The organism is Oceanimonas sp. MB9, from assembly GCF_011319775.1.
Taxonomy (GTDB): domain Bacteria; phylum Pseudomonadota; class Gammaproteobacteria; order Enterobacterales; family Aeromonadaceae; genus Oceanimonas; species Oceanimonas doudoroffii.
Genome location: NZ_VFBE01000011.1, coordinates 14,928 through 38,578 on the forward strand (window position 1 = coordinate 14,928; position 23,651 = coordinate 38,578).

At 61.7% G+C, this 23,651-nt stretch carries 28 protein-coding genes; 16 read left to right on the plus strand and 12 right to left on the minus strand.

Annotated elements, in window-relative coordinates; genetic code table 11:
* The first annotated feature begins 9 nt into the window (after positions 1 to 9).
* From mltB to lipA, 6 genes are all read left to right on the plus strand, one after another.
* Positions 10 to 981 (plus strand): lytic murein transglycosylase B, encoded by a 972-nt coding sequence (gene mltB / locus OJHNALOF_RS16215; protein WP_165662700.1) that lies wholly within the window; start codon positions 10 to 12, stop codon positions 979 to 981.
* Positions 965 to 1,801 (plus strand): septal ring lytic transglycosylase RlpA family protein, encoded by an 837-nt coding sequence (locus tag OJHNALOF_RS16220; protein WP_165662701.1) that lies wholly within the window; start codon positions 965 to 967, stop codon positions 1,799 to 1,801. The genes mltB and OJHNALOF_RS16220 overlap by 17 nt, the downstream gene beginning before the upstream one ends.
* Before the next feature lie 69 nt (positions 1,802 to 1,870).
* Entirely contained in the window at positions 1,871 to 3,043 is a 1,173-nt protein-coding gene (locus OJHNALOF_RS16225; RefSeq protein WP_094201657.1) for a D-alanyl-D-alanine carboxypeptidase family protein, read from the plus strand.
* A 166-nt stretch (positions 3,044 to 3,209) separates the two neighbouring features.
* Positions 3,210 to 3,473 carry a DUF493 family protein YbeD gene (gene ybeD, locus OJHNALOF_RS16230; RefSeq protein ID WP_094201778.1) on the plus strand — a complete coding sequence of 88 codons (264 nt, stop codon included), beginning with the start codon at positions 3,210 to 3,212 and terminating at the stop codon, positions 3,471 to 3,473.
* Between the two features lie 8 nt (positions 3,474 to 3,481).
* Positions 3,482 to 4,135 (plus strand): lipoyl(octanoyl) transferase LipB, encoded by a 654-nt coding sequence (lipB, locus tag OJHNALOF_RS16235; protein ID WP_094201658.1) that lies wholly within the window; start codon positions 3,482 to 3,484, stop codon positions 4,133 to 4,135.
* Complete coding sequence (lipA, locus tag OJHNALOF_RS16240; RefSeq protein ID WP_094201659.1) at positions 4,132 to 5,097, plus strand: lipoyl synthase; 966 nt, start codon at positions 4,132 to 4,134, stop codon at positions 5,095 to 5,097. Before lipB ends, lipA begins: the two co-directional genes overlap by 4 nt.
* A gap of 150 nt (positions 5,098 to 5,247) precedes the next feature.
* On the opposite strand, the gene aroG is transcribed toward lipA, so the two are convergent.
* Complete coding sequence (aroG, locus tag OJHNALOF_RS16245) at positions 5,248 to 6,303, minus strand: 3-deoxy-7-phosphoheptulonate synthase AroG (RefSeq protein ID WP_094201660.1); 1,056 nt, start codon at positions 6,301 to 6,303, stop codon at positions 5,248 to 5,250.
* A 214-nt stretch (positions 6,304 to 6,517) separates the two neighbouring features.
* Here aroG and OJHNALOF_RS16250 point away from each other — a divergent pair, with 214 nt between their 5' ends.
* From OJHNALOF_RS16250 to OJHNALOF_RS16285, 8 genes are all read left to right on the plus strand, one after another.
* Positions 6,518 to 6,718: a DUF2061 domain-containing protein gene (locus tag OJHNALOF_RS16250; RefSeq protein ID WP_094201661.1), complete on the plus strand. Its 201-nt coding sequence runs from the start codon at positions 6,518 to 6,520 to the stop codon at positions 6,716 to 6,718.
* Between the two features lie 33 nt (positions 6,719 to 6,751).
* On the plus strand, positions 6,752 to 7,153 hold the full coding sequence (locus OJHNALOF_RS16255) for a DUF2750 domain-containing protein (RefSeq protein ID WP_094201662.1): 402 nt from the start codon (positions 6,752 to 6,754) through the stop codon (positions 7,151 to 7,153).
* On the plus strand, positions 7,153 to 7,590 hold the full coding sequence (locus OJHNALOF_RS16260; protein ID WP_165662702.1) for a YaiI/YqxD family protein: 438 nt from the start codon (positions 7,153 to 7,155) through the stop codon (positions 7,588 to 7,590). The genes OJHNALOF_RS16255 and OJHNALOF_RS16260 overlap by 1 nt, the downstream gene beginning before the upstream one ends.
* An 88-nt stretch (positions 7,591 to 7,678) precedes the next feature.
* Positions 7,679 to 8,224 carry a DUF1439 domain-containing protein gene (locus OJHNALOF_RS16265; RefSeq protein ID WP_094201664.1) on the plus strand — a complete coding sequence of 182 codons (546 nt, stop codon included), beginning with the start codon at positions 7,679 to 7,681 and terminating at the stop codon, positions 8,222 to 8,224.
* 115 nt (positions 8,225 to 8,339) lie between these two features.
* Entirely contained in the window at positions 8,340 to 8,942 is a 603-nt protein-coding gene (locus OJHNALOF_RS16270; RefSeq protein ID WP_094201665.1) for a LysE family translocator, read from the plus strand.
* The gene (locus tag OJHNALOF_RS16275) at positions 8,924 to 9,271 is read left to right on the plus strand and encodes a hypothetical protein (protein ID WP_165662703.1); all 348 of its coding nucleotides are present in this window, start codon (positions 8,924 to 8,926) and stop codon (positions 9,269 to 9,271) included. The genes OJHNALOF_RS16270 and OJHNALOF_RS16275 overlap by 19 nt, the downstream gene beginning before the upstream one ends.
* Before the next feature lie 54 nt (positions 9,272 to 9,325).
* Positions 9,326 to 11,365: a protein-disulfide reductase DsbD family protein gene (locus OJHNALOF_RS16280; protein ID WP_370462341.1), complete on the plus strand. Its 2,040-nt coding sequence runs from the start codon at positions 9,326 to 9,328 to the stop codon at positions 11,363 to 11,365.
* A complete protein-coding gene (locus OJHNALOF_RS16285; RefSeq protein WP_165662704.1) occupies positions 11,362 to 11,850 on the plus strand; it encodes a protein disulfide oxidoreductase in 489 nt (162 codons plus the stop codon). Before OJHNALOF_RS16280 ends, OJHNALOF_RS16285 begins: the two co-directional genes overlap by 4 nt.
* A 51-nt stretch (positions 11,851 to 11,901) precedes the next feature.
* Here the strand turns inward: OJHNALOF_RS16285 and OJHNALOF_RS16290 are convergent, their stop codons facing one another.
* The 6 genes from OJHNALOF_RS16290 to gpt all read right to left on the minus strand — a co-directional run bounded on the left by OJHNALOF_RS16290 (position 11,902) and on the right by gpt (position 17,112).
* Positions 11,902 to 12,330 carry a hypothetical protein gene (locus tag OJHNALOF_RS16290; RefSeq protein ID WP_094201668.1) on the minus strand — a complete coding sequence of 143 codons (429 nt, stop codon included), beginning with the start codon at positions 12,328 to 12,330 and terminating at the stop codon, positions 11,902 to 11,904.
* 52 nt (positions 12,331 to 12,382) lie between these two features.
* Complete coding sequence (locus OJHNALOF_RS16295) at positions 12,383 to 13,639, minus strand: glutamate-5-semialdehyde dehydrogenase (RefSeq protein ID WP_165662705.1); 1,257 nt, start codon at positions 13,637 to 13,639, stop codon at positions 12,383 to 12,385.
* An 8-nt stretch (positions 13,640 to 13,647) separates the two neighbouring features.
* On the minus strand, positions 13,648 to 14,751 hold the full coding sequence (proB, locus tag OJHNALOF_RS16300; RefSeq protein ID WP_094201670.1) for a glutamate 5-kinase: 1,104 nt from the start codon (positions 14,749 to 14,751) through the stop codon (positions 13,648 to 13,650).
* A gap of 100 nt (positions 14,752 to 14,851) precedes the next feature.
* Positions 14,852 to 15,250 carry a sigma factor-binding protein Crl gene (gene crl / locus OJHNALOF_RS16305; RefSeq protein WP_094201671.1) on the minus strand — a complete coding sequence of 133 codons (399 nt, stop codon included), beginning with the start codon at positions 15,248 to 15,250 and terminating at the stop codon, positions 14,852 to 14,854.
* Between the two features lie 95 nt (positions 15,251 to 15,345).
* Complete coding sequence (gene frsA, locus OJHNALOF_RS16310; RefSeq protein WP_165662706.1) at positions 15,346 to 16,593, minus strand: esterase FrsA; 1,248 nt, start codon at positions 16,591 to 16,593, stop codon at positions 15,346 to 15,348.
* Between the two features lie 48 nt (positions 16,594 to 16,641).
* On the minus strand, positions 16,642 to 17,112 hold the full coding sequence (gpt, locus tag OJHNALOF_RS16315) for a xanthine phosphoribosyltransferase (RefSeq protein WP_165662707.1): 471 nt from the start codon (positions 17,110 to 17,112) through the stop codon (positions 16,642 to 16,644).
* A 339-nt stretch (positions 17,113 to 17,451) separates the two neighbouring features.
* Between gpt and OJHNALOF_RS16320 the strand changes: the two genes are divergently transcribed.
* Together OJHNALOF_RS16320 and OJHNALOF_RS16325 are read left to right on the plus strand one after the other, a co-directional pair.
* Positions 17,452 to 18,915, plus strand: a complete 1,464-nt coding sequence (locus OJHNALOF_RS16320; RefSeq protein WP_165662708.1) for an aminoacyl-histidine dipeptidase — start codon at positions 17,452 to 17,454, stop codon at positions 18,913 to 18,915.
* Between the two features lie 83 nt (positions 18,916 to 18,998).
* Entirely contained in the window at positions 18,999 to 19,340 is a 342-nt protein-coding gene (locus OJHNALOF_RS16325) for a hypothetical protein (RefSeq protein ID WP_165662709.1), read from the plus strand.
* Positions 19,341 to 19,350: 10 nt separating this feature from the next.
* On the opposite strand, the gene dinB is transcribed toward OJHNALOF_RS16325, so the two are convergent.
* From dinB to nqrE, 5 genes are all read right to left on the minus strand, one after another.
* Positions 19,351 to 20,394, minus strand: coding sequence for a DNA polymerase IV (gene dinB, locus OJHNALOF_RS16330; RefSeq protein ID WP_165662710.1), 1,044 nt, complete (start codon positions 20,392 to 20,394; stop codon positions 19,351 to 19,353).
* 140 nt (positions 20,395 to 20,534) lie between these two features.
* Positions 20,535 to 20,759, minus strand: a complete 225-nt coding sequence (nqrM, locus tag OJHNALOF_RS16335) for a (Na+)-NQR maturation NqrM (protein WP_094201677.1) — start codon at positions 20,757 to 20,759, stop codon at positions 20,535 to 20,537.
* Between the two features lies 1 nt (position 20,760).
* Positions 20,761 to 21,795: an FAD:protein FMN transferase gene (locus OJHNALOF_RS16340; RefSeq protein WP_165662711.1), complete on the minus strand. Its 1,035-nt coding sequence runs from the start codon at positions 21,793 to 21,795 to the stop codon at positions 20,761 to 20,763.
* Between the two features lie 6 nt (positions 21,796 to 21,801).
* Positions 21,802 to 23,025, minus strand: coding sequence for an NADH:ubiquinone reductase (Na(+)-transporting) subunit F (nqrF, locus tag OJHNALOF_RS16345; RefSeq protein WP_094201679.1), 1,224 nt, complete (start codon positions 23,023 to 23,025; stop codon positions 21,802 to 21,804).
* Between the two features lie 26 nt (positions 23,026 to 23,051).
* Complete coding sequence (gene nqrE / locus OJHNALOF_RS16350) at positions 23,052 to 23,648, minus strand: NADH:ubiquinone reductase (Na(+)-transporting) subunit E (RefSeq protein ID WP_094201680.1); 597 nt, start codon at positions 23,646 to 23,648, stop codon at positions 23,052 to 23,054.
* Positions 23,649 to 23,651 lie beyond the last annotated feature (3 nt).

Here is a 23,651-nt window from a genome sequence, read left to right on the forward strand (position 1 = left end):
AACCCGTAAATGCGCCTCGCCCTTCTTTCTGCGGCAGTGTGGTTATCTACCTCGGTCTCGGCAGCCCCCACCGTGTCCGAGCAGCAGCAATGGCTCGACGAGCTGGCCGGCAAGTTCGAGCTGACCCAGGACGCACTGAACGGAGCCCTGGCACAGGCGCAGTACCAGCAGCCGATCATCGACGCCATGACCCGGCCGGCCGAGGCCAAGCCCTGGCATCAGTACCGTCCCATCTTTCTCACCGACAAGCGCATTGAACAGGGCGCCGCCTTCTGGAAAGAACATCAGGCCCTGCTGGTCCGAGCCGAGCAGGAGCTGCAGGTGCCGGCCCAGATCATCGCCGCCATCATCGGCGTGGAAACCTACTACGGCGCCCACATGGGTACGCACAAAGTGCTCGATGCCCTCTATACCCTGGGCTTTCACTACCCGCCCAGGGGCGCCTTTTTCCGTTCGGAGCTGGGCCATTACCTGAAGCTGGCCGGCGAGCAGCAATGGGCGCTGGACGAGCAAAAAGGCTCCTACGCCGGCGCCATGGGCATGGGCCAGTTTATTTCCTCCAGTTACCGCCACTATGCGGTGGACTTTGATCAGGACGGCCACACCAACCTGTTTGAGGCCACCGACGCCATCGGCAGCGTGGCCAACTACTTTCATCAGCACAAGTGGCAGCCGGGAGAGCCGGTGGCCCACCGGGCCGAAGTGACCGACGCCGACGCCGCCGAGGCGCTGCTGTCTGCCGCCCTCGAGCTGGACTACAGCTGGGCCGAGCTGGCGGCCGCCGGCGTACTCACGGACGCCGAGCTGGCGGCCGACACGCCGGTCAAGCTGCTGAAGCTGGATGGCGCCGACGGCCCTGAGTACTGGGTAGTGCGCCATAACTTCTATGTGATCACCCGTTACAACCGCAGCCCGCTCTATGCCATGGCGGTCTATCAACTGAGTGAAGAAATCAGACAAGCCTATGAACAACAGCGTTAATCTTCTGCGGCCACGGGCGTGGCTGCCACTGGCCGCCCTGCTGCTGGCCGCCTGCAGCAGCCAGCCCGAGCAGCCGCCGGCCACGGACGACGGCTATGACCGGGAAACCGCCGGCGGCCGCTACAGCATGCGCAAAGACATGGCGCCGGGCGAGATGCCCGACATGTCTCACGTCAAGGACGCGGTGCCGCGCTTTGAGCCTTACAGCCGCCAGGGCAACAAGGACTACAATGTTTGGGGGCAGGACTACCAGGTGTGGCGGGACGTGCAGAATTACAAGGACGAGGGCATGGCGTCCTGGTACGGTGCCAAATTTCACGGTTATCACACCTCCAACGGCGAGGTGTATGACATGTTCACCATGACGGCGGCCCACAAAAACCTGCCGCTGCCGTCCTTTGTGCGGGTCACCAATACCGCCAACGGCAAGCAGGTGATCGTGCGGGTCAATGATCGCGGGCCCTTTCACGATGGCCGCATTATCGATATGTCCTACGCGGCCGCCTGGCGCCTGGGCATGCTCGACAAGGGCACGGCACCGGTGAAGGTGGAGCTGATAAAGATGGCCCCCAGCAAGGAAGACGTTCGCCTGGCCGAGCAGGGGCCGGGCCGCCACATACAGCTGCTGGCCACCCGCTCCGGCGACCGGGCCCGGGATCTTGCCACCCGCCTGAGCAGGGAGTACGGTTTTCCCGCCCGGGTAGAGCACCAGTCCGATTGGTACAAGCTGCAGATGGGGCCTATCCCGGTGACCCAGACCGATGATATTCTTTCCCGACTGATCGCCGAGGGTTACGAACAGGCATATTTCCTGAACTAAACGGACTTTTAACGTTCTCAAACGGCATTCACGCTTATCCACATTTACAACAAGGGTCTGACTCACCTTATGCGTACGGTAAATACTCTGACTTCTTTCGCCATCGCCGGCCTGGTGTCCTGTGCCGCCCAGGCGCAAACCTCGGCGCCCCTGATCCCCGAGCCGCCGGCCATTGCCGCCAAGTCCTATGTGCTGATGGACTACGCCAGCGGCCAGGTACTGGTGTCGGAAAATGCCGATCAAAAGCTGCCGCCGGCCAGCCTGACCAAGATGATGACCTCCTACATCCTCGGCCAGGCGCTGGAAGAGGGCAAGGTCAAGCGCGACGATCTGGTGACCATCAGCGAGGCCGCCTGGGCCCAGAACTTTCCCGGCTCTTCCGTCATGTTTTTGGAAGTGGGCAAGCAGGTCAGCATTGACGATCTCAACCGGGGCATCATCATTCAGTCCGGCAACGACGCCACAGTGGCGGTGGCCGAGCACCTGGCCGGCAGCGTCAACTCCTTTGCCGATCTGATGAATTCCTGGGCCGCACGTCTGGGCATGAAGGACAGTCACTTTGTGACTCCTCACGGCCTGCACAGCGATGACATGTACACCACCGCCTACGACATGGCGTTGCTGGGTCAGGCGCTGATCCGCGACGTGCCGGAGGAGTACGCCATCTATGCCGAGAAAACCTTTACCTATAACGGCATCACCCAGAACAACCGCAACTCCCTGCTGTGGGATCAGTCCCTGAACGTGGACGGCATCAAGACCGGCCACGTCGAGGCCGTGGGCTATAACCTGGTATCGTCCGCCACCAAGGAAGACATGCGTCTGATTGCCGTGGTCATGGGTGCCACCAACGAGCGCGCCCGGGCGGCGGAAAGCAAAAAGCTGCTGACCTACGGTTTCCGCTTCTACCAGACCCTGACGCCCTATGAGGCCGGCAGCAAGCTGGTGGATCAAAAGATCTGGATGGGCGACAAAAGCACCGTTGCTCTGGGGGTAGACAAGCCGGTGGCGGTGACCATTCCCCGCGGTCAGGCCCAGAACCTGCAGGCCGACTTTACCCTGGACCAGGCCCTGAAGGCGCCGCTGGCCAAGGGACAGCAGGTGGGCACCGTGCACCTGCGCCTGAACGACAAGGAAGTGGCCACCGTGCCCCTGGTGGCGCTGGAAGACATTGAACAGGGCGGCCTGTTCAGCCGGTTGATCGACTACCTCACCCTGCTGGTGCAGGGGCTGTTCGACTAACCCATGTTCGGGGCCGGCATTCTGCCGGCCCTTTCATTTTTCTCCCGCCGCCAAAGACCCTGCAAGTTGTCGGTTTCGAATTAGCCGGTTTTATGATAAAAATGCGACACGGGTGGTGGAAATTGCTTCCATTCCCAATCGAATACTGCTGTTCTCGAAGGTTGCCATGAATACCAAATTTGATGAGTTGCTTGAATTTCCCTGCCGCTTTCCGTTCAAGGTACTGGGCCTGGCCGATGAGCGCCTGCCCGACCTGGTGGTGGAAGTGCTGCAACAACACGCCCCCGGCGATTACAGCCCCACGGTGCGCCCCAGCAGCAAGGGCAATTATCACGCGGTGAGCGTACAGGTCATGGTACAGAGCAAGGAGCAGGTAGAGCTGCTGTACCAGGAGCTCGGCAAGATCGAGCTGGTCAAGTACGTACTTTAAGGCCGGCCATGCAGCAGGACAGACTGACGATTCGACACTGGGGGCTGGCGTCTTACGAGCACGTCTGGCACACCATGCAGAACTTCACCGATCACCGCGATCAGGACACCGGTGATGAATTCTGGCTGGTGGAACACCTGCCGGTGTTCACTCAAGGGCAGGCCGGCAAGGCCGAGCACGTGCTCAACGCCGGTGACATTCCGGTGGTGCTGGCGGATCGCGGCGGCCAGGTCACCTACCACGGCCCGGGCCAGCTGGTACTTTACCTGCTGCTCGACGTGCGTCGCCGAAAGCTCGGCGTGCGCAACCTGGTCACCGCCATGGAAGAGTCCATCGTCGGCCTGCTGCGCGAATACCAGATTGAGGCCTACGCCAAGCCCGATGCCCCCGGGGTCTATGTGGATAACAGCAAAATCGCCTCGCTCGGCCTGCGAGTGCGCCGAGGCTGCTCCTTTCACGGCCTGGCACTGAACGTAAACATGGATCTGAGCCCCTTCCTGCGCATCAACCCCTGTGGCTACGCAGGCATGGCCATGACCCAGTGCTGTGCCCTGGGCGGCCCCCAGACCCTCGAGGAAGCCCAGTCTCGCCTGGTGCCCCTGCTGGCAGAGCGGCTTGGCTATCTACATCTCTACTACACCACAGAGAAACCGACATTATGAGTAAACCCGTACGCGTCGAACCCGGCGTAAAATTGCGCGACGCCGACAAGATGGCCCTGATCCCGGTCAAATACATGCCCGAGCAGGAAGAGGAAGTGCTGCGCAAGCCGGAGTGGATGAAGATCAAGCTTCCTCCCAGCAACCAGCGCATACAGGGCCTCAAGAACATCATGCGCGAGAACAACCTGCACTCGGTTTGTGAAGAGGCATCCTGCCCCAACCTGGCCGAATGCTTTAACCACGGCACCGCCACCTTTATGATCCTGGGTGCCATCTGTACTCGCCGCTGCCCCTTCTGCGATGTGGCCCATGGCCGCCCGCTACCGGTGGACCCGGAAGAGCCGGCCAAGCTGGCCAAAACCATTCGTGAGCTGGGCCTGAAATATGTGGTGATCACCTCGGTGGACCGGGACGATCTGCGCGATGGGGGTGCCCAGCACTTTGCCGACTGCATCAAGGCCATTCGCGAACAGAGCCCGAACACCAAGATTGAGATTCTGACCCCGGACTTTCGTGGCCGCATGGACACCGCCCTAGAAATCCTTAAGGACACCCCGCCGGACGTGTTCAACCACAACCTGGAAACCGCCCCGCGCCTGTACCGGGTGGCCCGTCCCGGCGCCGATTACAAGTGGTCGCTGGAGCTGCTGCGCCGCTTTAAGGAAATGCACCCTCAGGTGGCCACCAAGTCGGGCCTGATGATGGGCCTGGGCGAAACCAACGAGGAGATCGTGGAAGTGCTCAAGGATCTGCGCGAGCACAACGTCACCATGCTGACCCTGGGCCAGTACCTGCAACCCAGCCGCCATCACCTGCCGGTGAAGCGCTATGTACCGCCCGCCGAGTTCGACGAGCTGAAGGACGTGGCCGACAGCATTGGCTTTACCCACGCCGCCTGCGGCCCCTTCGTGCGCTCGTCCTACCACGCCGATCTGCAGGCTCAGGGTGTGGAAGTGAAATAACCCCGAGAGGGGTTCGGTGTGAGGGGTGAGGAGAAAGTTCATCGCCCGTCACTCAGACCACTCAGACATAAAAAAGGAGCCTTTCGGCTCCTTTTTTTTATTCAGGTCAGGGGCAACGCCTCACACCTCACCCCTTGCTCCTCACATCAATTACGCCTGGCGCCGAGCGGCTACGGCTTCCGCCAGTTGTGCCAGCATCTTTTCGGTATCGTCCCAGCCGATGCAGGCGTCGGTGATGCTCTGGCCGTAGGTCAGCTCACCACCTTCCGTCAGATCCTGACGACCTTCCACCAGGTGGCTTTCCACCATCACGCCCATGATGGCCTGCTGGCCCCCAGCGATCTGGCCGCAGACGTCCTCGGCCACCACCATCTGGCGCTGGTATTGCTTGCTGCTGTTGGCATGGCTGAAGTCAATCATCAGCTTTTGCGGCAAATTGGCCTTGTCCAGCCCGGCACAGACGCTGGCCACGTGATCGGCGCTGTAGTTGGGCTCCTTGCCGCCACGCAGAATGATGTGGCAGTCCGGGTTGCCGGCGGTGGACACAATGGCCGAGTGGCCAAACTTGGTCACCGACAGGAAGTGATGCGAGGCGCTGGCGGCGCCAATGGCGTCGGCAGCCACCTTGATGGTGCCGTCGGTGCCGTTCTTGAAGCCCACCGGGCACGACAGGCCTGAAGCCAGCTCCCGGTGCACCTGGGATTCCGTGGTGCGTGCACCGATGGCGCCCCAGCTCATCAGATCCGCCAGATACTGCGGCGTGATCATGTCGAGGAACTCGCTGGCGGTGGGCAGACCCATGTCGTTGAGATCCAGCAGCAGCTTGCGGCCGATGCGCAGGCCGTCGTTGATCTGAAAGCTGTTGTCGAGGTAAGGGTCATTGATCAGGCCCTTCCAGCCCACGGTAGTGCGCGGCTTTTCAAAGTACACCCGCATCACCACTTCCAGGGTATCGGCATAGCGCTCGCGCAGTACCTTGAGCCGATGGCCGTATTCAATGGCGGCCTGGGTGTCATGAATGGAACAGGGACCGACCACCACCAGCAGGCGGTCATCCTCGCCAGCCAGGATACGATGAATTGCCTGACGGGACTCAAACACCGTGGCCGAGGCGGTATCGGTGGCAGGATATTTCTCCAGCACCGCCACCGGCGGCAGCAATTCTTTGATTTCGTTAATGCGGATATCGTCGGTCTGAAAATGCATGAGCAGCCTGCTTAATACTGGTGAGCCCCTGGCTCGCATGAAAAACTGTTTTCAATCTATCCCGGTGGGCTTCGACTGTAAACGCTCGATTGCCTCACCTCGTCATTTGTTTGACAGGAAACACCGATGGACACCATAAACAGGAACGATTAGCGCAACAACTGATAATCATTATTATTAAAGACATGATTCTGGCTACTCGAGGGTTGCCGCCATGTACAAGACCTTTACCTTTGCCGTTGTTCATTTCACCGTGGCGTTCAGCGTGGCCTGGCTGCTTTCCGGCAGCCTGCTGGTGGGCGGCCTGATTGCCCTGGTCGAGCCCATGATCAATACCGTGGCCTACTTTTTTCACGAAAAGGCATGGAACCACTTTGGTCAGGCGAGGCTGGACAAGACAGGCCCGGCAATGTGAACATGCGCTCCACTTTTCCAAGCGAGAACCTTCATGAGTTATTCCCTCACCGAGCAAGACAAGGCCACCGTGCTCGCCCTTGGCGATGACGAACGCTTCAACCACTTCGTTAACCGAGTATGCGAGCAGGAAGAGATCTGGATCCTGACCGACGAGCACGGCTGCATGATGCTGACCACGGACGATGAGGAAGACTGCATTCCGGTCTGGCCCCATGCCGATTACGCCAGGGACTGGGCCGAAGGCGACTGGCAGGGCTGCAAGCCCGAGGCCATCAGCCTCAATGTTTGGCTCAAGCGCTGGGTGCCGGGCATGACCGATGACGAACTGCTGGTGGCGGTCTTTCCCACCCCCAACGAAACCGGCGTGGTGGTGGACCCCTTTGAGCTGAAGGACGCCCTGGATCGCAAAAAGTCCCAGCGGCGGCGCAACTGATGCAAATCTGGGTGGATGCGGACGCCTGCCCCAAGGTGATACGGGAAATTTTACTGCGCGCCGCCGAGCGCACCGGCACGCCGCTGATCCTGGTGGCCAACCACGCCCTGCCGGTGCCGGCGTCAAAACTGGTGCGCCAACTGCAGGTTGCGAAAGGCTTTGACGTGGCCGACAACGAAATCGTGCACCGTATTGAAGCGGGAGATCTGCTGGTCACTGCCGATATTCCGCTGGCCGCCGAGGCCCTAGACAAGGGTGCCGAGGTGCTCAGCCCCCGGGGCGAACGCTTTTACAGAGGCACCATTCGCGCCAAACTGACCATGCGCGACTTTATGGACACCCTGCGCGCCAGCGGCGTGCAGACCGGTGGTCCGCCCACCCTGAGCCAGGCCGACCGACAGGCCTTTGCCAACCAGCTAGATCGCCTGCTGCGTTAACCACGGTGAGGAGTAAAGCGTGAGGGGTGAGGGAATGTTTCTCCTCACGTGTTTCCCCTCACCCCTCACGTTTTTAAAGAGGTACACCATGTTCAGAACTCTTACCCTTACCCTGAGTGCCCTGTTGCTCAGCGCCTGTGCCGGCCTGAGCCAGTACAGCGTCTCCGAGAGCGAGCTGGAAAAGGCGCTTTACACCCAGCTGGAAGAGCAGGCGCCGCGCTTTACCCAGGGGCTGGTGGAAACCCGCATCGACCATCTCGATCTCACCGTCGGCCCCGACAACCGCCAGGTAGTGCGCCTCGACATCAGCGGCGAAACCGCCATCAATGCCCTGATTGCCCGGTTTCCCGCCGCCCTTGATCTGCAGATTGAAGGCCGCCCGGTGTATGACCGGCAGAAAAACGCCATCTTCATTCGGGACCTCAACCTGCTGAAAAGCAAGGTCAACGCCTTTGGCTATCAGGGTGACGTGGCCGCCGCCTCGGCGGGCATGATGCAGATGGTGCGTGCCGTACTGGAGAACCAGCCGGTGTACCGGCTTGACGACGGTCGCTACGGCTGGCTCAAAACCGTGCCCGTGGCCATGGACATCGCCCCCGGCCGGCTGGTGTTCAGCCCCCGTTTCAGCGACTGACGAAATGCCGCCGCCGGGGCTGGCTTAATCTATTGCACCTGGCCTACAATGGCGCAGATTGTGTTCAACCAAAGCGCCACTGGCAGGCAGGTGACCTATTAACGCAACGGTTTTAATGGTGTTTGTGCCCACCTTTTTCTTTGTGTCGGTCACTCCCGGCATGTGCATGACCCTGGCCCTGTCCCTGGGCATGACGGTAGGGGTAAAACGCACCCTGTGGATGATGCTGGGCGAGCTCGCCGGCGTGGGCCTGGTGGCCTGTCTGGCGGTCATCGGCGTCGCCGCCCTTATGCTGCAATACCCCGAGCTGTTTCTGTTGCTTAAATACGGTGGCGGTCTCTACCTGGCCTGGCTTGGCCTGCAGCTGTGGCGCTCCCGGGGCAAACTGGCGTTGAACCCGGTGGATGCCGGTCCGCGCCATATTCCCGCCGCCACCCTGGTAAGTCAGGGCTTTGTTACCGCCATCGCCAACCCCAAGGGCTGGGCCTTTTTCATCGCCCTGCTGCCCCCCTTTATCGACAATCAGGCCCCCCTGGCCGGCCAGCTGGCAGGATTGGTGTCGATCATTCTGTCGCTGGAATTTATCTGCATGCTGCTCTATGCCAGCGGTGGCCGTACCCTGAGCCGAGTGCTGCAACAAAAGGGCAAAGTGAAACTGATGAACCGCATTGCCGGCAGCCTGATGCTGGGAGTGGCCCTGTGGCTGGTGCTGGGCTGAGCCGAGGCCGCCTGGCCATCGTGCTGGTGCTGCTGGTGGGCATGATCTGCCTGGGTCAGCGCATCGGCCTGATAAGCCACTGCGGCCAGCCGGCCTACACCATGCAATTCGACGAGACCGGCGACTCGACCGGCGGCGAAGGCTGCTCGCTCTCGGAGCAGTTACTCACCAAGTTCTGGGATCATCCCGACAGCCTGCTGCTGGGCCTGGTGGCCCTGCTAAGCTGGTGGCTGGCCCCGCCCCGCCGCCACGGCAGGCGCCCACTTCCTCCTCCCGAACCGGTACCCGAATACCGGCGTCACCTGCTGCTGTGCGTATTTCGGGAATGACAGTCAACGCCCTCTTGCCCTAATGTTTTGCGTTGACTACCGGAGATTTAAAACGTGTTCAGACTTTTTTCACTGTGTTTACTGCTGCTGACCAGCCTGTCGGCCCGGGCCGACACCGGCTGGCTGCAGGCCCCCGAGCATCCGCCGGTGCAGGTGCGACTGGTACAGAACGGTCCGCTGAATGACACCAGCGGGCAATATGCCGCCCTGCTGCAGGTGCGCCTGGCCGATGACTGGAAAACCTACTGGCGCTCCCCCGGCGAGGGTGGCCTGGCCCCGCGAATGGAATGGCAGGACTCCACCAATGTCCAGGCCCTGGACTGGCGCTGGCCCCTGCCCGATCGCTTTCACCTGCTGGGCATAGAGACTCAGGGATATCAGCAGGATGTGAACTTTCCGCTGTTTATTACCCCGGCGGACGCCGGCCGGCCGACCACCTTCAATGCCACCCTGACCCTGCCCAGCTGCACCACCATCTGCGTATTGACCGAATACTCGCTGTCGCTGCCGCTTGATGCCAACCTGGTGCCGGATGAAACCACCAATCATTACTTTCAGCAGGCCCTGTCTCAAGTCCCGCGCCCGGCTTCCCGCGTGCAGGCCGAAGACGGCCGCTGGGACAACACCCGCGAGCAGGTAGCGGTGACCCTGAGTAATCCCGAGGGCTGGCAGGATCCCACCGTCTTTATCGACGATACCGACACCGCGGTGTTCAGCCAGCCCGAGCTGCGGCTGGCCGGTGAACGGCTCGAAGCCCGCTTTACGGTAAACAGCTGGGATCCCGCACTCAATCTGGACGGTGAGCGCCTGACCGTTACCGTGGCCGACGCCAACCTGGCCGAGGAGCTGAACGTCCCCGTCATCAAGGGCGCCCTGAGTGCCGGCGGCAGCGACCAGCCTTCCCTGCTGTTGGCACTGGGCTATGCCCTGCTGGGCGGCCTTATCCTCAATATCATGCCCTGTGTACTGCCGGTGCTGGGGCTCAAGCTCAACAGCCTGCTGCTGGGCCAGCGCAGCCGGGCCGAGGTGCGCCGCCCGCTGCTGCTGTCCGCCGCCGGCATCATGCTGTCGTTCTGGGGCCTGGCCGCCTTTATGCTGGCACTGACCTGGTCCGGTGCCCAGCTTGGCTGGGGCATTCAGTTCCAGCAGCCGGGCTTTATCGGCTTTATGCTGGCGGTCACCGCGCTGTTCTCCCTCAACCTTTTCGGGCTGTTTGAAATTCAGTTGCCCGGCCGGCTCAGTACCTGGCTGGCCACCCACCCGAAGGGCGGCGGCAGTCACCTGATGCAGGGCATGTTCGCCACCCTGCTGGCCACGCCCTGCAGCGCGCCCTTTCTGGGCACGGCGGTGGCGGCGGCGCTGGCTTCTTCCCCGCTGATATTGATCGCCATCTTTACCGGCCTGGGGCTGGGCATGGCCCTGCCCTGGCTGCTGCTGGCGTTGTTCCCCGGCTTTGTGCGCTTTATGCCCAAACCCGGCCCCTGGATGGTCAAGGTGAAATGGTTGTTTGGTCTGATGCTGCTGGCCACCAGCCTGTGGCTGCTGTCGCTGCTGGCTCCCACCCTGGGCAATTCACTCAGCCTGATCCTGGCCACCCTGCTGGTGGTGTTGCCACTGGCCGGTCTGCTACGTCGCCACGGTGCCCGCGCGCTGCTGTTCGGGGTGGCCGGCATCAGCCTGGCCGGCGCCCTGCTCGGTGGCGTGGCGCTGCTGACCCAGGAACGTTGGGTCAGCCCGGCCAAGCCGGAACTGGCCTGGCAGCCCCTGGACACTGCCCGCATTGAACAGGAAGTGGCCGCCGGCAACCGGGTGTTTGTGGACATTACCGCCGACTGGTGCATTACCTGCCAGGCCAACAAGATTGGGGTGATCCAGCGGGATCCGGTATACAGTGCGCTGCAGCAAACCGATGTGGTGCTGATGCGCGGCGACTGGACTCAGCCCAACGCCGAGATCACCGACTACCTGCGCGCCCACGGCCGCGCCGGCATTCCCTTTAACCAGGTGTTTGGACCGGGCCTGCCCGCAGGTCGGGAGCTGGAGGTGCTGCTGACCAGCGACCGGGTGCTGGCCGCACTGGAGGCGGCGCAATGAGCCGCATTAAACGCCTGCTGGGATACGGGGTGATGTTGCTGCTGGTGATGACGGCGGTGGATCTGTGGCGCAGCCGGGATCTGCCCGCCTCGGCCGGGGCGCTGAGCCAGCTGGTGACACTGAAGGGCGAACCGGTGGACCTGGTGGCACAAAGCCACCATGAGCCGGTGTTGCTCTATGTCTGGGCCAGCTGGTGCGGCGTGTGTCGCGTGGTATCCCCCATGGTGGACATGGTGCCGGGGCCGGTGATGAGCATTGCCATCGCTTCGGGCAGCGATCAAAAGGTTGCCGCCTACATGAAGGACAAGGGCCATGACTTTGAGGTGATCAACGATACCGACAATCGGCTGGCGCGCGCCTTGGGCATTGGCGTGACCCCCACGCTGATGGTGGTCCACCGGGGAGAGCTGAAGCTCGCCACCACCGGCTTTACCACCCTGCCGGGCATGATATTACGGCGCTGGCTGGCCGAATTGGGGATTTAAGGACAGGGGAGCGGGGAGTGCATGCCTTTCCCCGCTCCCCGCTGTCGTTCGTTAAAACAACACGCGGCGGCCCTTGAGGCAATTTCGGCAGATGGGCTCGCCCATCAGCGAACCCAGCTCCTCGGGCGGGTAACGTTGACCGCAGTGGCTGCACTCGTGAAACGACTTCTGACGCAGGGCTATGCTTTCCTCCACCAGCGCCAGCAACTGCTCCAGGCTGCCGCTGTGTTCGTCCACCACCCCCTGGGAGCTGGGCTTGGTGGTCTGCATATCATGGTGGCGCCACTCCACGGCCGGCAACAGCACTTCGGCCCTGTCCAGCTGAAACGACACTATCACCAGTACGGGATCGCCAATAAACAGGCTCTGCGCCCCCTGCACCGGATAGTTCAGGTGGCTGAGCAGATGCTGACGCCAGGACTCCAGCGTGGGCGACAAGGGCATCGCCAGCAACAGGGCATCCAGCAACTTGGATGGCATAGGATTCCTCTCCCCTCGCAACAAATGACCGAAGCTCAAACGGCTCAGGCCCTTACTGACGGATCAGGTAATCTGCCTGACCTACCCATTTGTAGCTGGTCAGCTCTTCCAGCCCCATGGGGCCACGGGCGTGCAGTTTCTGGGTAGATACCGCCACCTCGGCCCCCAGGCCAAACTGGGCGCCATCGGTAAAGCGGGTTGACGCATTAACATACACCGCCGCCGAGGGCGCTCCGTTGATAAAGCGTTCGGCACTGACCAGGTTATTGGTCAAAATCGCGTCGGAATGGCTGGCATTGTAACTGCGCAGGTGCGCCAGTGCCGCGTCCACATTGGCCACCAGCTTCACTCCCAGGGTCAGCCCCAGCCATTCGGTGTCAAAGTCACCCGCTTCGGCGGCCCGTACCGTGGCCGGACCGTCCTGCAGCAACGGCAGTGCCGCCGGCTCGGCCACCAGGGTCACGCCTTTTTCCGCCATACGCGCGCTCAGGGCAGGCAACAGGGCGGCGGCCACCGCCTCGTGCACCAGCAAGGTGTCGAGGGCATTGCAGGCACTGGGCCTGTGGGTCTTGGCGTTGTCGATCACCTCAATGGCGCGAACCAGATCGGCGCTGTCGTCCACAAAGGTGTGGCTGATGCCAAAGCCACCAATGATGACCGGAATGGTCGCCTGCTCTTTGCACAGCTGATGCAGGCCCGGGCCGCCCCGGGGAATGATCATGTCGACATACCGATCCAGCTTGAGCAGGCCGCTCACCCACTCCCGGCCCGGCTCGCCGATGTACTGCACACAGGCCTCGGGCAGTTCGCAGGCGGCCAGGGCGTGGCGAATCACCTTCACCAACTCCTGGTTGGTATGAAAGGTTTCCCGGCCGCCGCGCAGAATGCTGGCGTTGCCGGTTTTCAGGCACAGGGCGGCAATGTCGATGGTGACGTTGGGGCGGGCCTCGTAGATCACCCCCACCACGCCCAGCGGCACCCGGCGGCGAGACAGCCGCATGCCGTTTTCCAGCACGCGGGACTCCAGCTCGGCGCCCACCGGATCCGGCAGCCGCACCACATTGCGCACGTCGTCGGCAATGGCGGTCAGCCGTGCGGGGTTAAGCATCAGCCGATCCAGCATGGCCTCACCAATGCCGTTGGCACGGGCGGCCTCGAGATCCAGCGCATTGGCGGCCAGAATGGCCTCGGCATGCTTTTCAAGAGCATCGGCCATGGCCACCAGGGCGGCGTTCTTGGTGTGAGTGCTGGCTTCGGCCAGCACATAAGAAGCATCGCGGGCCGCTTGGCCCATGTGTTGCAAATCCATGTTATCTCCTACAGAAGCACCAGATCGTCCCTGTGAATGGCCACGCTGCCGTAGCCATAGCCCAGCAGGGTTTCGATCTGATCTGAATGTTGTCCTTTAATGCGCTCCAGATCCTGAGCGTCGTAGCGGCAGATGCCCCGGGCCAGCTCTCGGCCGTCCGGGTTAACGATGCGCACCGCCTCGCCCCGGCGAAAGCGTCCTTCCACCCGCACTATGCCCTTGGGCAGCAGGCTGGAACCCTTGTCCATTACCGCCCTTACCGCGCCGTCGTCCACATGAATTTCGCCGTGGGGAGGCGGCCCGGCCAGGATCCAGCGCTTGCGGCTTTCCAGCGGCGTGGCCAGGGCCGGAAAACGGGTGCCGACCCGTTCGCCGGCGGCCAGCCGGCCCACCACTTCCGGAATCTGGCCGGTGGCGATCACCACGTCCACTCCGGCCCGGCGGGCCACATCGGCGGCCTGCAGCTTGGTGGCCATGCCGCCGGTACCCAGGCCGCTGACGCTGCCACCGGCCAGTTTGCGCAGGGTGTCGTCTATGGTCTGCACTTCCTCGATCAACTGGGCATCGGGATTGTTGCGCGGATCGGCGGTAAACAGGCCGCGCTGATCGGTCAGCAGGATCAGCAGATCGGCCTCGGCCAGAATGGCGGCCCGGGCCGACAGGTTGTCGTTGTCGCCCACCTTGATCTCGTTGGTGGCCACGGCGTCGTTTTCATTGATCACCGGAATAATGCGGTGATCCAGCAGGGCGCGCAGGCTGTCGCGGGCGTTGAGGTAACGCTCTCTGTCTTCCAGATCGGCCCGGGTCAGCAACAGCTGGCCCACATGCAGGCCGTAGATATTGAACAGCGACTGCCAGGTCTGGATCAGCTGGGTCTGGCCCACCGCCGCCAGCATCTGCTTGTTGGCCATGGTGCCAGCCAGCTCGGGAAAGCCCAGGTGTTCACGCCCGGCGGCAATGGCCGCCGAGGTCACCACAATAATGCGGTGTCCGGCCCGGTGCAGGCTGGCGCACTGGCGTACCAGCTCCACCATGTGTGCCTTGTCGAGATGGCGGGTGCCGCCGGTGAGCACACTGGTACCCAGTTTTACAACAATGGTTTTGCCTTTCATGGAACGCCCTGCGGCTCCTTTACAACACAGCAATGCCGGCATGGCGCCGGCAATATCAGTATGGACAGAAATTTCCTGCGGCCAGCCTGACCGCAGATCATCAGGCGGGGCTCAGCAAATGCTTGTCGCCCAGTTCGGGAGATGATGTGGCACTGAGGGAAAGCTCATCGAGGCAGGCGGCCAGCTTGTCGTAGAAATCACGCAGGGTGCGCGCCACTTCCTCTTCATGCTTGCGGGGAATGTCCCGCTCCTGCCAGTTGCCCTCGGCATCGTAATAGCCCAGCCGGTAGTGAAACTCGAAACGCTGCTCGTCCTGGGGTGCCAGCACCAGCCACCAGCCCCAGAACTCCCGCTTCTCCGGCTCTACCTTGGCGCTGGCGCACACCGCCAGGCAATCAAAAAAGTAGGCTTGCTCTTCGGACTGCTCGCTGCGCAGATAGGGGCCGATGGCCGCAAACAGACGCAACAGCTTCTGATGACTCACTGCTTCAGTACTCATAACCACCTCCCTGGTAACTGGCCTATATGTAACGCTTTTTCAGCCGGGGGTAAAGGATGGCCGCCCCCGCTGCGCAAAAAACAACCGGCTTTGGGTCAAAGGTGGCGAAGCAGCCAGTCTCGGGACTCTATCAGCGCCGTTTCATAAACCTGCAATAACGGCAGCTTGTCGAGCACCAACGCTCGTCCGCCATAACTGGTGCCGGCCAGGGCCTGCACCTCCGGCTCGGGGCAGATAAAGTCATGACGGTGACCAATGCTCAACAGCGGCACCGGGGTGTTGCGGCCCATCAGCCCCTGGGTCTTGAGGGACAGTCCTCGACAGTGCCGGTAAATTTGCTCCCAGTCGTTGCTGTGCATGCCCAGGCGATTGGCGATGGTGTCCCGCAGCATGGCCGGGGTGCGCATAAAGCGCTCGCGTTCGGTAAAGAACAGGTTGCCGGCGCCGGCGATGCACACCACGGCCCGCAGCCGGAACGGCTCCAGGCAGGCCAGCCTGGCCGCCACATTACCGCCCATGCGCACTCCCAGCATGGCCACCCGGCGCTCGTCCACCCAGGGAATGTTTGGCACATGATGCAGCACCGCCTGGTGCAGGCGGCTGCTGTCCTGCACCAGCGGCCAGTGGGAGGAATAGCCCACGCCGGGCATGTCGACGGTGAGCATGGCCATGCCCGCGGGCGCCAGGTAGCGCTCGTAAAAACGCCAGAAGTCGAGTTGCAGGCTGTCGAGGCTGCCGCTGACGATCACCAGCGGCAACGGCCGGTCGCTGGCGGGCAGGTGCAGATAGCCCTGCACCTCCTTGCCGTTAAAGGGAATACGCAGCTCCTTGAGCGGCACCGGCAACCGCCGCCCCGCTTCCCGATAGGCCTGGTTGGCCAGCAGCTGGGCCTGCAGCGCCAACCGGTCCCCCCTCAGGTGGGGGTAACTGGCCAGGGAAAAATAACGCGCCGCCGCCAGAAACTGCGCCCTGGCCTCGGTCTGGTCACTGGCGGCTTGCGCAGCCTGATGGGCCTCAGCGCCCAGCCGGCTCCATTCGTATACCCAGTTGCCGGGCTTGTACTCGGCCAGGGTGTCGAGCCAGCCCTCCACCGACCGTGGGCCCTCGGCCGCCGCCATGCGCGCCAGGGTGGCTTCAATCTCGATGCTGTCATGCCCAAGCCAGTGCCAGAAGGCGCGTTTTTGCAGGCGATAGAAGCCGGGCAGATCGGCCCCGTCGACAAAGGGGGCCGGCTCCTGCAGGCCGGCATCGCGCCGGCCGCGAAAGGCGATGGTGGACGTTTCGGGGGCGTGCTGTACGCTGGAAAAAAGCTGCTCGCTGAGATTGCCCTGTCGTTCGGTCATGGCGTCTCCGGCATCAAAAAGTAAAAAAGGCTCCGAAGAGCCTTTTTATCACGCCTGGTCCTGCTCGCACAGGGGCGGCACAAAGGTCACGCTCATGTCCCAGGGCTGTTCAATCCAGGTGTCCTGGCCCACATGTACTTCAAAGTCGTCTACCAGCGGCTCACCCTTGGGCTTGGCGAAGACGGTGATGAACTTGGCCTTGGGGTAGAGTTCGCGGATCACGCGGGCGGTGTTGCCGGTGTCCACCAGATCGTCGACGATCAGAAAGCCTTCGCCATCACCATTCACCTGCTTCAACACCTGCAGATCGTCCCGCTGCTGATTGTGATCGTAGCTGGAGATGCACAGGGTATCCACGTGGCGAATACCCAGCTCGCGAGCCAGGATGGCAGCCGGGACCAGGCCGCCGCGGCTGACGGCAATAATGCCTTTCCACTGGCTGGCTGGCAGCTGACGGGCGGCCAGTTTGCGGGCTTCGCGCTGAAATAAGTCCCAGGTGACGACGAATTTGTTGGACATAGAAAGAACCTTTGGGTGTTGGCTTTAAAACAGAACGGCCACCCCAGCCCCGCCATAACGGAACCTAGGGCAAACAATGGGCGCATTATAGAGATCACGCCCATTCTTGACCAGCTAAACAGCTTTTTCATGGCCGTTGTAACCACTTTTTCCTTGGCAACCCTGCCGCTAAAAGCGTAGCGCAAAGAGCCACCTCCTTAATACGAAAGTGGACAGAGTAACCCCCTGCTTTCGGCCTCGCCCCGGGTAGCTCAGCCGAACGGAAGAAGATGGATTCCCATCGTCGGGACAGGGTAAGCTGGCGCCATCATACCGACCGACACCGTTACCGGAGACGACATGACTGCCATTCGTTCCCTGTCCCCTTCCTCACTGTGGGGCTTTTTCGACACCATCTGCAGCATTCCCCACCCGTCCGGCCACGAAGCCGCACTTGGCCGCTGGATCATCGACTGGGCTCAGGCTCAGGGCCTGGCGGTGCGTCGGGACGACACCGGCAACCTGATCATCAAAAAACCCGCTAGCCCCGGCATGGAGCACCGCAAGGGCGTGGTGCTGCAGGCCCACCTCGACATGGTGCCCCAGGCCAATGCCGATACCGACCACGACTTTACTCGGGATCCCATTCGCCCGCGCATCGACGGCGACTGGGTGTATGCCACCGGCACCACCCTGGGGGCCGATAACGGCATTGGCATGGCCGCCTGCCTGGCGGTGCTGGCCGACCCTCACCTGGCCCATGGCCCGCTGGAAGTACTGCTCACGGTCGACGAGGAAAGCGGCATGACCGGCGCCTTTGGCCTGCAACCCGGCTGGCTCGAAGGGGAAATTCTGCTCAACACCGACTCCGAGCAGGACGGCGATGTCTATATGGGCTGTGCCGGGGGCGTGGACGCCAACATCACCCTGCCCTATCAGGCCGAACCGGTGCCCGCCGGCTATCGCGCCGTTCGCCTGTCCATCACCGGGCTGCGCGGCGGTCATTCCGGCATCAATATTCACCAGGGCCGGGCCAGTGCCACCAAACTGCTGGCGGAACTGCTGCATGTCCTTACCCGCCACGGCAATGCCCGCTTGAGCAGCCTCGACGGCGGCACCCTGCGCAATGCCATCGCCCGGGAAGCCTCGGCGCTGCTGCTGGTCCCCGAGGAAAAGAGTGAACACCTGCATACCTTGCTGGCGCAATATCAACGGCAGTATGCCGCGGAATTCAATGGTGTGGATGACCGCATTCGACTGGCGCTGAGCCCGAATGACATGCCTGCCCGCGTCATGAGTGACGCCATGCAGCAGCAACTGGTGCGCGCCTTGCTGGCCTGCCCCCACGGCGTCATGGCCATGAGCCGCAGCATGCCGGAAGTGACCCAGACCTCCACCAACCTGGGGGTGATTGCCACTCGCGAGGATCATGTGCATGTACAGTGCCTGATCCGCTCCCTCGACAATGCCGGCCGGGACAGGGTGGCGACCATGACGGCGGCGGTCTTTGAACTGGCCGGGGCCGAAGTGCGTTTCGACGGTGCCTACCCGGGCTGGCAGCCCAATCCCGACTCTCCCATCATGAAGCTGGTGCTCGACACCCACGAGAAGGTGTTCGGTGCCCTGCCGGCGGTCAAGGTGATCCATGCCGGACTGGAATGCGGCCTGTTCAAGAGCGCCTACCCTCACTGGGACATGGTGTCTTTCGGCCCCACCATTCAGGGCGCCCACTCGCCCGACGAGCGGGTCAGCATTGACGCCGTGTCCCGCTTCTGGCAATTGCTGGTGCAAGTACTGGCACAGATTCCCGACCGCGACAACTGACGTCAACCCGGGCTGTCGGGGCCGTGTTCACGGCCTCGGTTTTGGCGTATTATTCGACACGATTGATTGCTTTCGGAGGCGACATGAAATCCAAGGCCCTGTTACTGATGCTGGCACTGGTCACCACCCCGGTCCTGGCCGACAACATTCTCAGCCGGGCGCTCGACTTCGGTCGCGAGCTGCTCGACGAAACCCGCAAGCTGGCCCCCGGCATTCAGCATGATCACAGTGCTGCACCGGCTCGACAGGCCAGTGCCCACCCCAACGACGGCCGCGATCTGCCGGCGCTGGAGCCCGGTCACGGCTCCACGGCCAGCACCACAATATCCGGTCCGGCCGCCGTGGTGGCGCCGCCGTCCCCGCCCGCAACCACCACGCCCCAAAACAATCAGGGCTGGTTTGTGGAAGAGGATCATCTGAAGTAACTCGGGACTTTTAATCCCAGTCAAAGCCCAACTGAGCGCCGCTATCTTCCCCGGCCAGCTCGACACTGACTCCCACCAGCCGCACGCCGCGGCCCTCGGCCCGCCCCCAGGCCTGCTCGCACAACTTCAGCGCCGAGTCCAGCTCGGGCACCGTGGTGCGCCGGGACAGCGTGGTCTGCTCGAAATCCTCGAACTTGAGCTTGATGCACAGGCCGCAAATGGCCCGCTCACCCAGCCGGCGCCGCAGCTCGGGCCAGAGCCGGGTCAATACTTCCCGGCCTTCCTCGGCGGCATAAATGTCGGCGGCCAGGGTGGTTTCCACCCCCACCGACTTGCGTATTCGGTCCACCTGCACCGGCCGTTCGTCAATTCCCTGTGCCCGCTGCCACAGCAGCCGGCCAAACTTGCCAAAACGGCGCGTCAGGGTCTCTTCGCCCGCGGCCACCGCCTGAGCGCAGGTCTCCAGCCCCATGGCCGCGAGCTTTTCCACCGTTTTTCGGCCCACACCGGGAATCTTGCCGAGGGCCAGACTGCTGACGTAATTCGCCACCGCCGCCGGCGGCAGTACAAACAGACCATCGGGCTTGTTTTCTTCCGAGGCGATTTTGGCCAGAAACTTGTTCGGCGCCACCCCCGCCGAGGCGGTGAGCTGTAATTCGTCACGAATGGCCCGGCGAATGTCTTCCGCTATCAGGGTGGCGCTGCCGTTAAACTGCGGGCTGCCGGTGACATCCAGATAGGCTTCATCGAGGGAAAGGGGCTCCACCAGCTCGGTGTAGCGCCGAAAGATGGCGCGGATCTGCTGCGAAACCCGCTTGTATTCGGCCATGTTGCCGGAGATCAGCAACAGCTCGGGGCACAACCGCAGTGCCTGATGGCTGGGCATGGCCGAGCGCACGCCATAGGCCCGGGCCGGATAGTTGCAGGTGGCAATCACCCCGCGTCGGCTGGCACTGCCACCGATGGCCAGGGGAATGTCCCGCCATTCGGGATGCGCACGCATCTCCACCGCGGCAAAGAAACAGTCCATGTCCACATGAATGATTTTACGCATTGACGAACTGGATAAACAGACAGTAGTTAAATACTAACCTGAGCTCGGTGCGGCGAAAAGCGCCAATTGGGCGTACTGAAGGGGAAAATCAGGGGGGAAAGTCGGCGCCGGCGACATTCTGGCCGCCAGCGCCGTAAAGATCAGATAATGCGGTTTTCTTCCAGCATTTTGCGGCGGGCTTCTTCCTTGGCCATTTTCTTCTTGCGGTTATCACACGGATCCGGGCAATCGCAGGCCTTCTCCACGCCGATACCGCCCAGGCCGCCACAGGAGCCGGAGATGGTCTTGCGCTGAATGATATAGCCGATGGCCATGGCGGCAATCACCAGGGCAAAGACTCCGAAGGTAACCAGAAAATACAGCATATCAACCTCTTAGATACTTCTTAAAGGCGCTGGACATATCCACCCTGAAACCGTCGTCCGTTTTGGTAAGCAGATAAACCGCCAGTCCCTGCTCCTCGGCAAAGGACAGCGCCCTGTCTGTTCCCATCACCGTCAGCGCCGTGGCCAGACCGTCCGCCATCATACAGGATGGATGGATCACTGTCACCGACGCCAGCCGGTGGGTGATCGGCTTGCCTGTGGTCGGATCCATGGTGTGAGACAAGCGCTTGCCGTCCAGCTCATAGTAGTTGCGATAATCCCCCGAGGTGGCCACGCTGGTGTTGGCCAGGGCCACTACCTGCTGCACCATGCCCTCACCCTGGCCGGGTTTTTCCACCGCAATGCGCCAGTCCTGACCATGGGCGTTCAGGCCGCTGGTTCTCACCTCACCGCCGATTTCCACCAAATGGTTGGTCAGCCCCTGCTCGGAGAGGTATTCCGACACCACATCCACGCCAAAGCCCTTGGCGATGGACGATAAATCCACATACAGCTCAGGCAATGACTTTTGCAGGTAGTCGCCGTCGGCGGCGGTCAGCACACTCAGGTGGTCGAGGCCGGTTCGTTCCCTGACCTCGGCCAGTTGCGCATCACTGGGAATTTGCGTGGGCCTGGCATCGGGACCAAAGCCCCACAGGTTAACCAGCGGACCCACGGTCACGTCCAGGGCGTCGTCGGTCAGCCGACCCAGTTGCAGCGCCGCGGTCACCACCTTTGCAGTATCACTCGACACCGCAAAGGGCGTGTCGCTTCGATGTTGATTAAACCGGCTCAGCTCGGAAGCTTTTCGGTAGGTGGACATCTGATCGTTGACCAGCTCCAGCCGGCGGTCGATCTCCGCCTGCAGCGCCGTTGCCCGGTCATCCTCGGCGCCCACTACCTTGATCGAGTAGTAGGTGCCCATGGTGTTGCCGGTCAGGTGCAACTGCGGGGCGGCGTCGTTCGCCGGCTGGCAGGCCGCCAATAAAAAGGCCAGCCCCAATGGGGCCAGCCAGTTGATTACGCGAGTCAGCATCAGTGCTTAACCACCAAAGTCATCCAGCAGGATGTTCTCGTCCTCAACGCCCAGGTTCTTAAGCATGTTGATAACGGCGGCGTTCATCACGGGCGGTCCACACATGTAGTATTCGCAGTCTTCCGGCGCTTCGTGATCGCGCAGGTAGTTTTCGAACAGTACGTTGTGAATGAAGCCGGTGTAGCCGTCCCAGTTGTCATCGGGCTGGGGATCGCTTAGTGCTACATGCCACTGGAAGTTGTCGAACTGCTCCTGCAGGCCGTCAAAGTCTTCCACATAGAACATCTCGCGCTTGGAGCGGGCACCGTACCAGAAGCTGATCTTGCGCTTGGAGTTCAGGCGCTTGAGCTGGTCGAAGATGTGCGAACGCATCGGTGCCATACCGGCACCACCGCCAACAAATACCATTTCGGCGTCGGTTTCCTTGGCGAAGAACTCACCAAAGGGACCGGAAATGGTGGCCTTGTCGCCGGCCTTCAGAGACCAGATGTAGGAAGACATCTTGCCGGGAGGAGCGGTCCAGTTGCTGGGCGGCGGAGTCGCGATCCGCACGTTCAGCATGATGATGCCTTCTTCTTCCGGGTAGTTGGCCATGGAGTAGGCACGAATCACTTCTTCGTCTACCTTGGACTCCAGATCGAAGATCTTGAACTTATCCCAGTCTTCGCGGTATTCCTCGGGCACATCGAAGTCTTTGTACTTGACGTGGTGAGGCGGCGCCTCAATCTGAATGTAACCACCGGCACGGAAAGGCACGCTTTCGCCGTTGGGGATCTTCAGTTTGAGTTCCTTGATGAAGGTGGCCTTGTTATCGTTGGAGATAACTTCACAATCCCACTTCTTGATACCGAACACTTCTTCCGGCAGTTCGATCTTCATGTCCTGCTTGACGTTCACCTGACAGGACAGGCGCTCGCCTTCGCGGGCTTCGCGCTTGGAGATGTGATCCAGTTCGGTGGGCAGGATCTCGCCGCCACCGTCCAGTACCCGCACACGACACTGGCCACAGGAGCCACCGCCACCACAGGCAGAAGATACGAAGATACCGTTAGCGGCCAGGGCACCCAGCAGTTTGACACCGGCACCTGAGGTAATCGCCTTTTCGGGATCGTCGTTGATGCTGATAGTCACATCCCCTTCCGCGACGAGCTTGGACTTGGCAAACAGAATGACGCTTACCAGGGCCAGCACGATCACGGTGAACATGACCACGCCTAGAATGATTTCCATCGTTTATTCCTTTTCCGTCACTGGGTTTACAGAGAAATGCCAGAGAAAGACATGAAGCCGAGGGCCATCAGGCCGGCGGAAATAAAGGTGATACCCAGGCCACGCAGGCCATTGGGCACATCCGCATACTTCATCTTCTCACGCAAACCGGCCAGCAGCACGATAGCCAGCATCCAGCCTACACCGGAACCAAAACCGTAGACGATGGACTCGCCGAAGTTGTAGTCCCGCTGCACCATGAAGGACACACCACCAAAGATGGCGCAGTTCACGGTGATCAGCGGCAGGAAGATACCCAGGGCGTTGTAAAGCGCCGGGAAGAACTTGTCCAGGGTCATTTCCAGGATCTGCACCAGCGCCGCAATTACCCCGATAAAGGTAATGAAGTTCAGGAAGCTCAGATCCACGCCTTCGACCATGGCGCCGTCTTTCAGGATGAAGTTATAGATGAGGTTGTTCACCGGTACCGCAATGGTCAGTACCACGATAACGGCCACACCCAGACCAAAGGAGGTCTTTACCTTCTTGGACACCGCCAGGAAGGTACACATGCCCAGGAAGAAGGCCAGTGCCAGGTTCTCGATGAACACCGCACGAACAAACAGACTCAGATAATGTTCCATCTT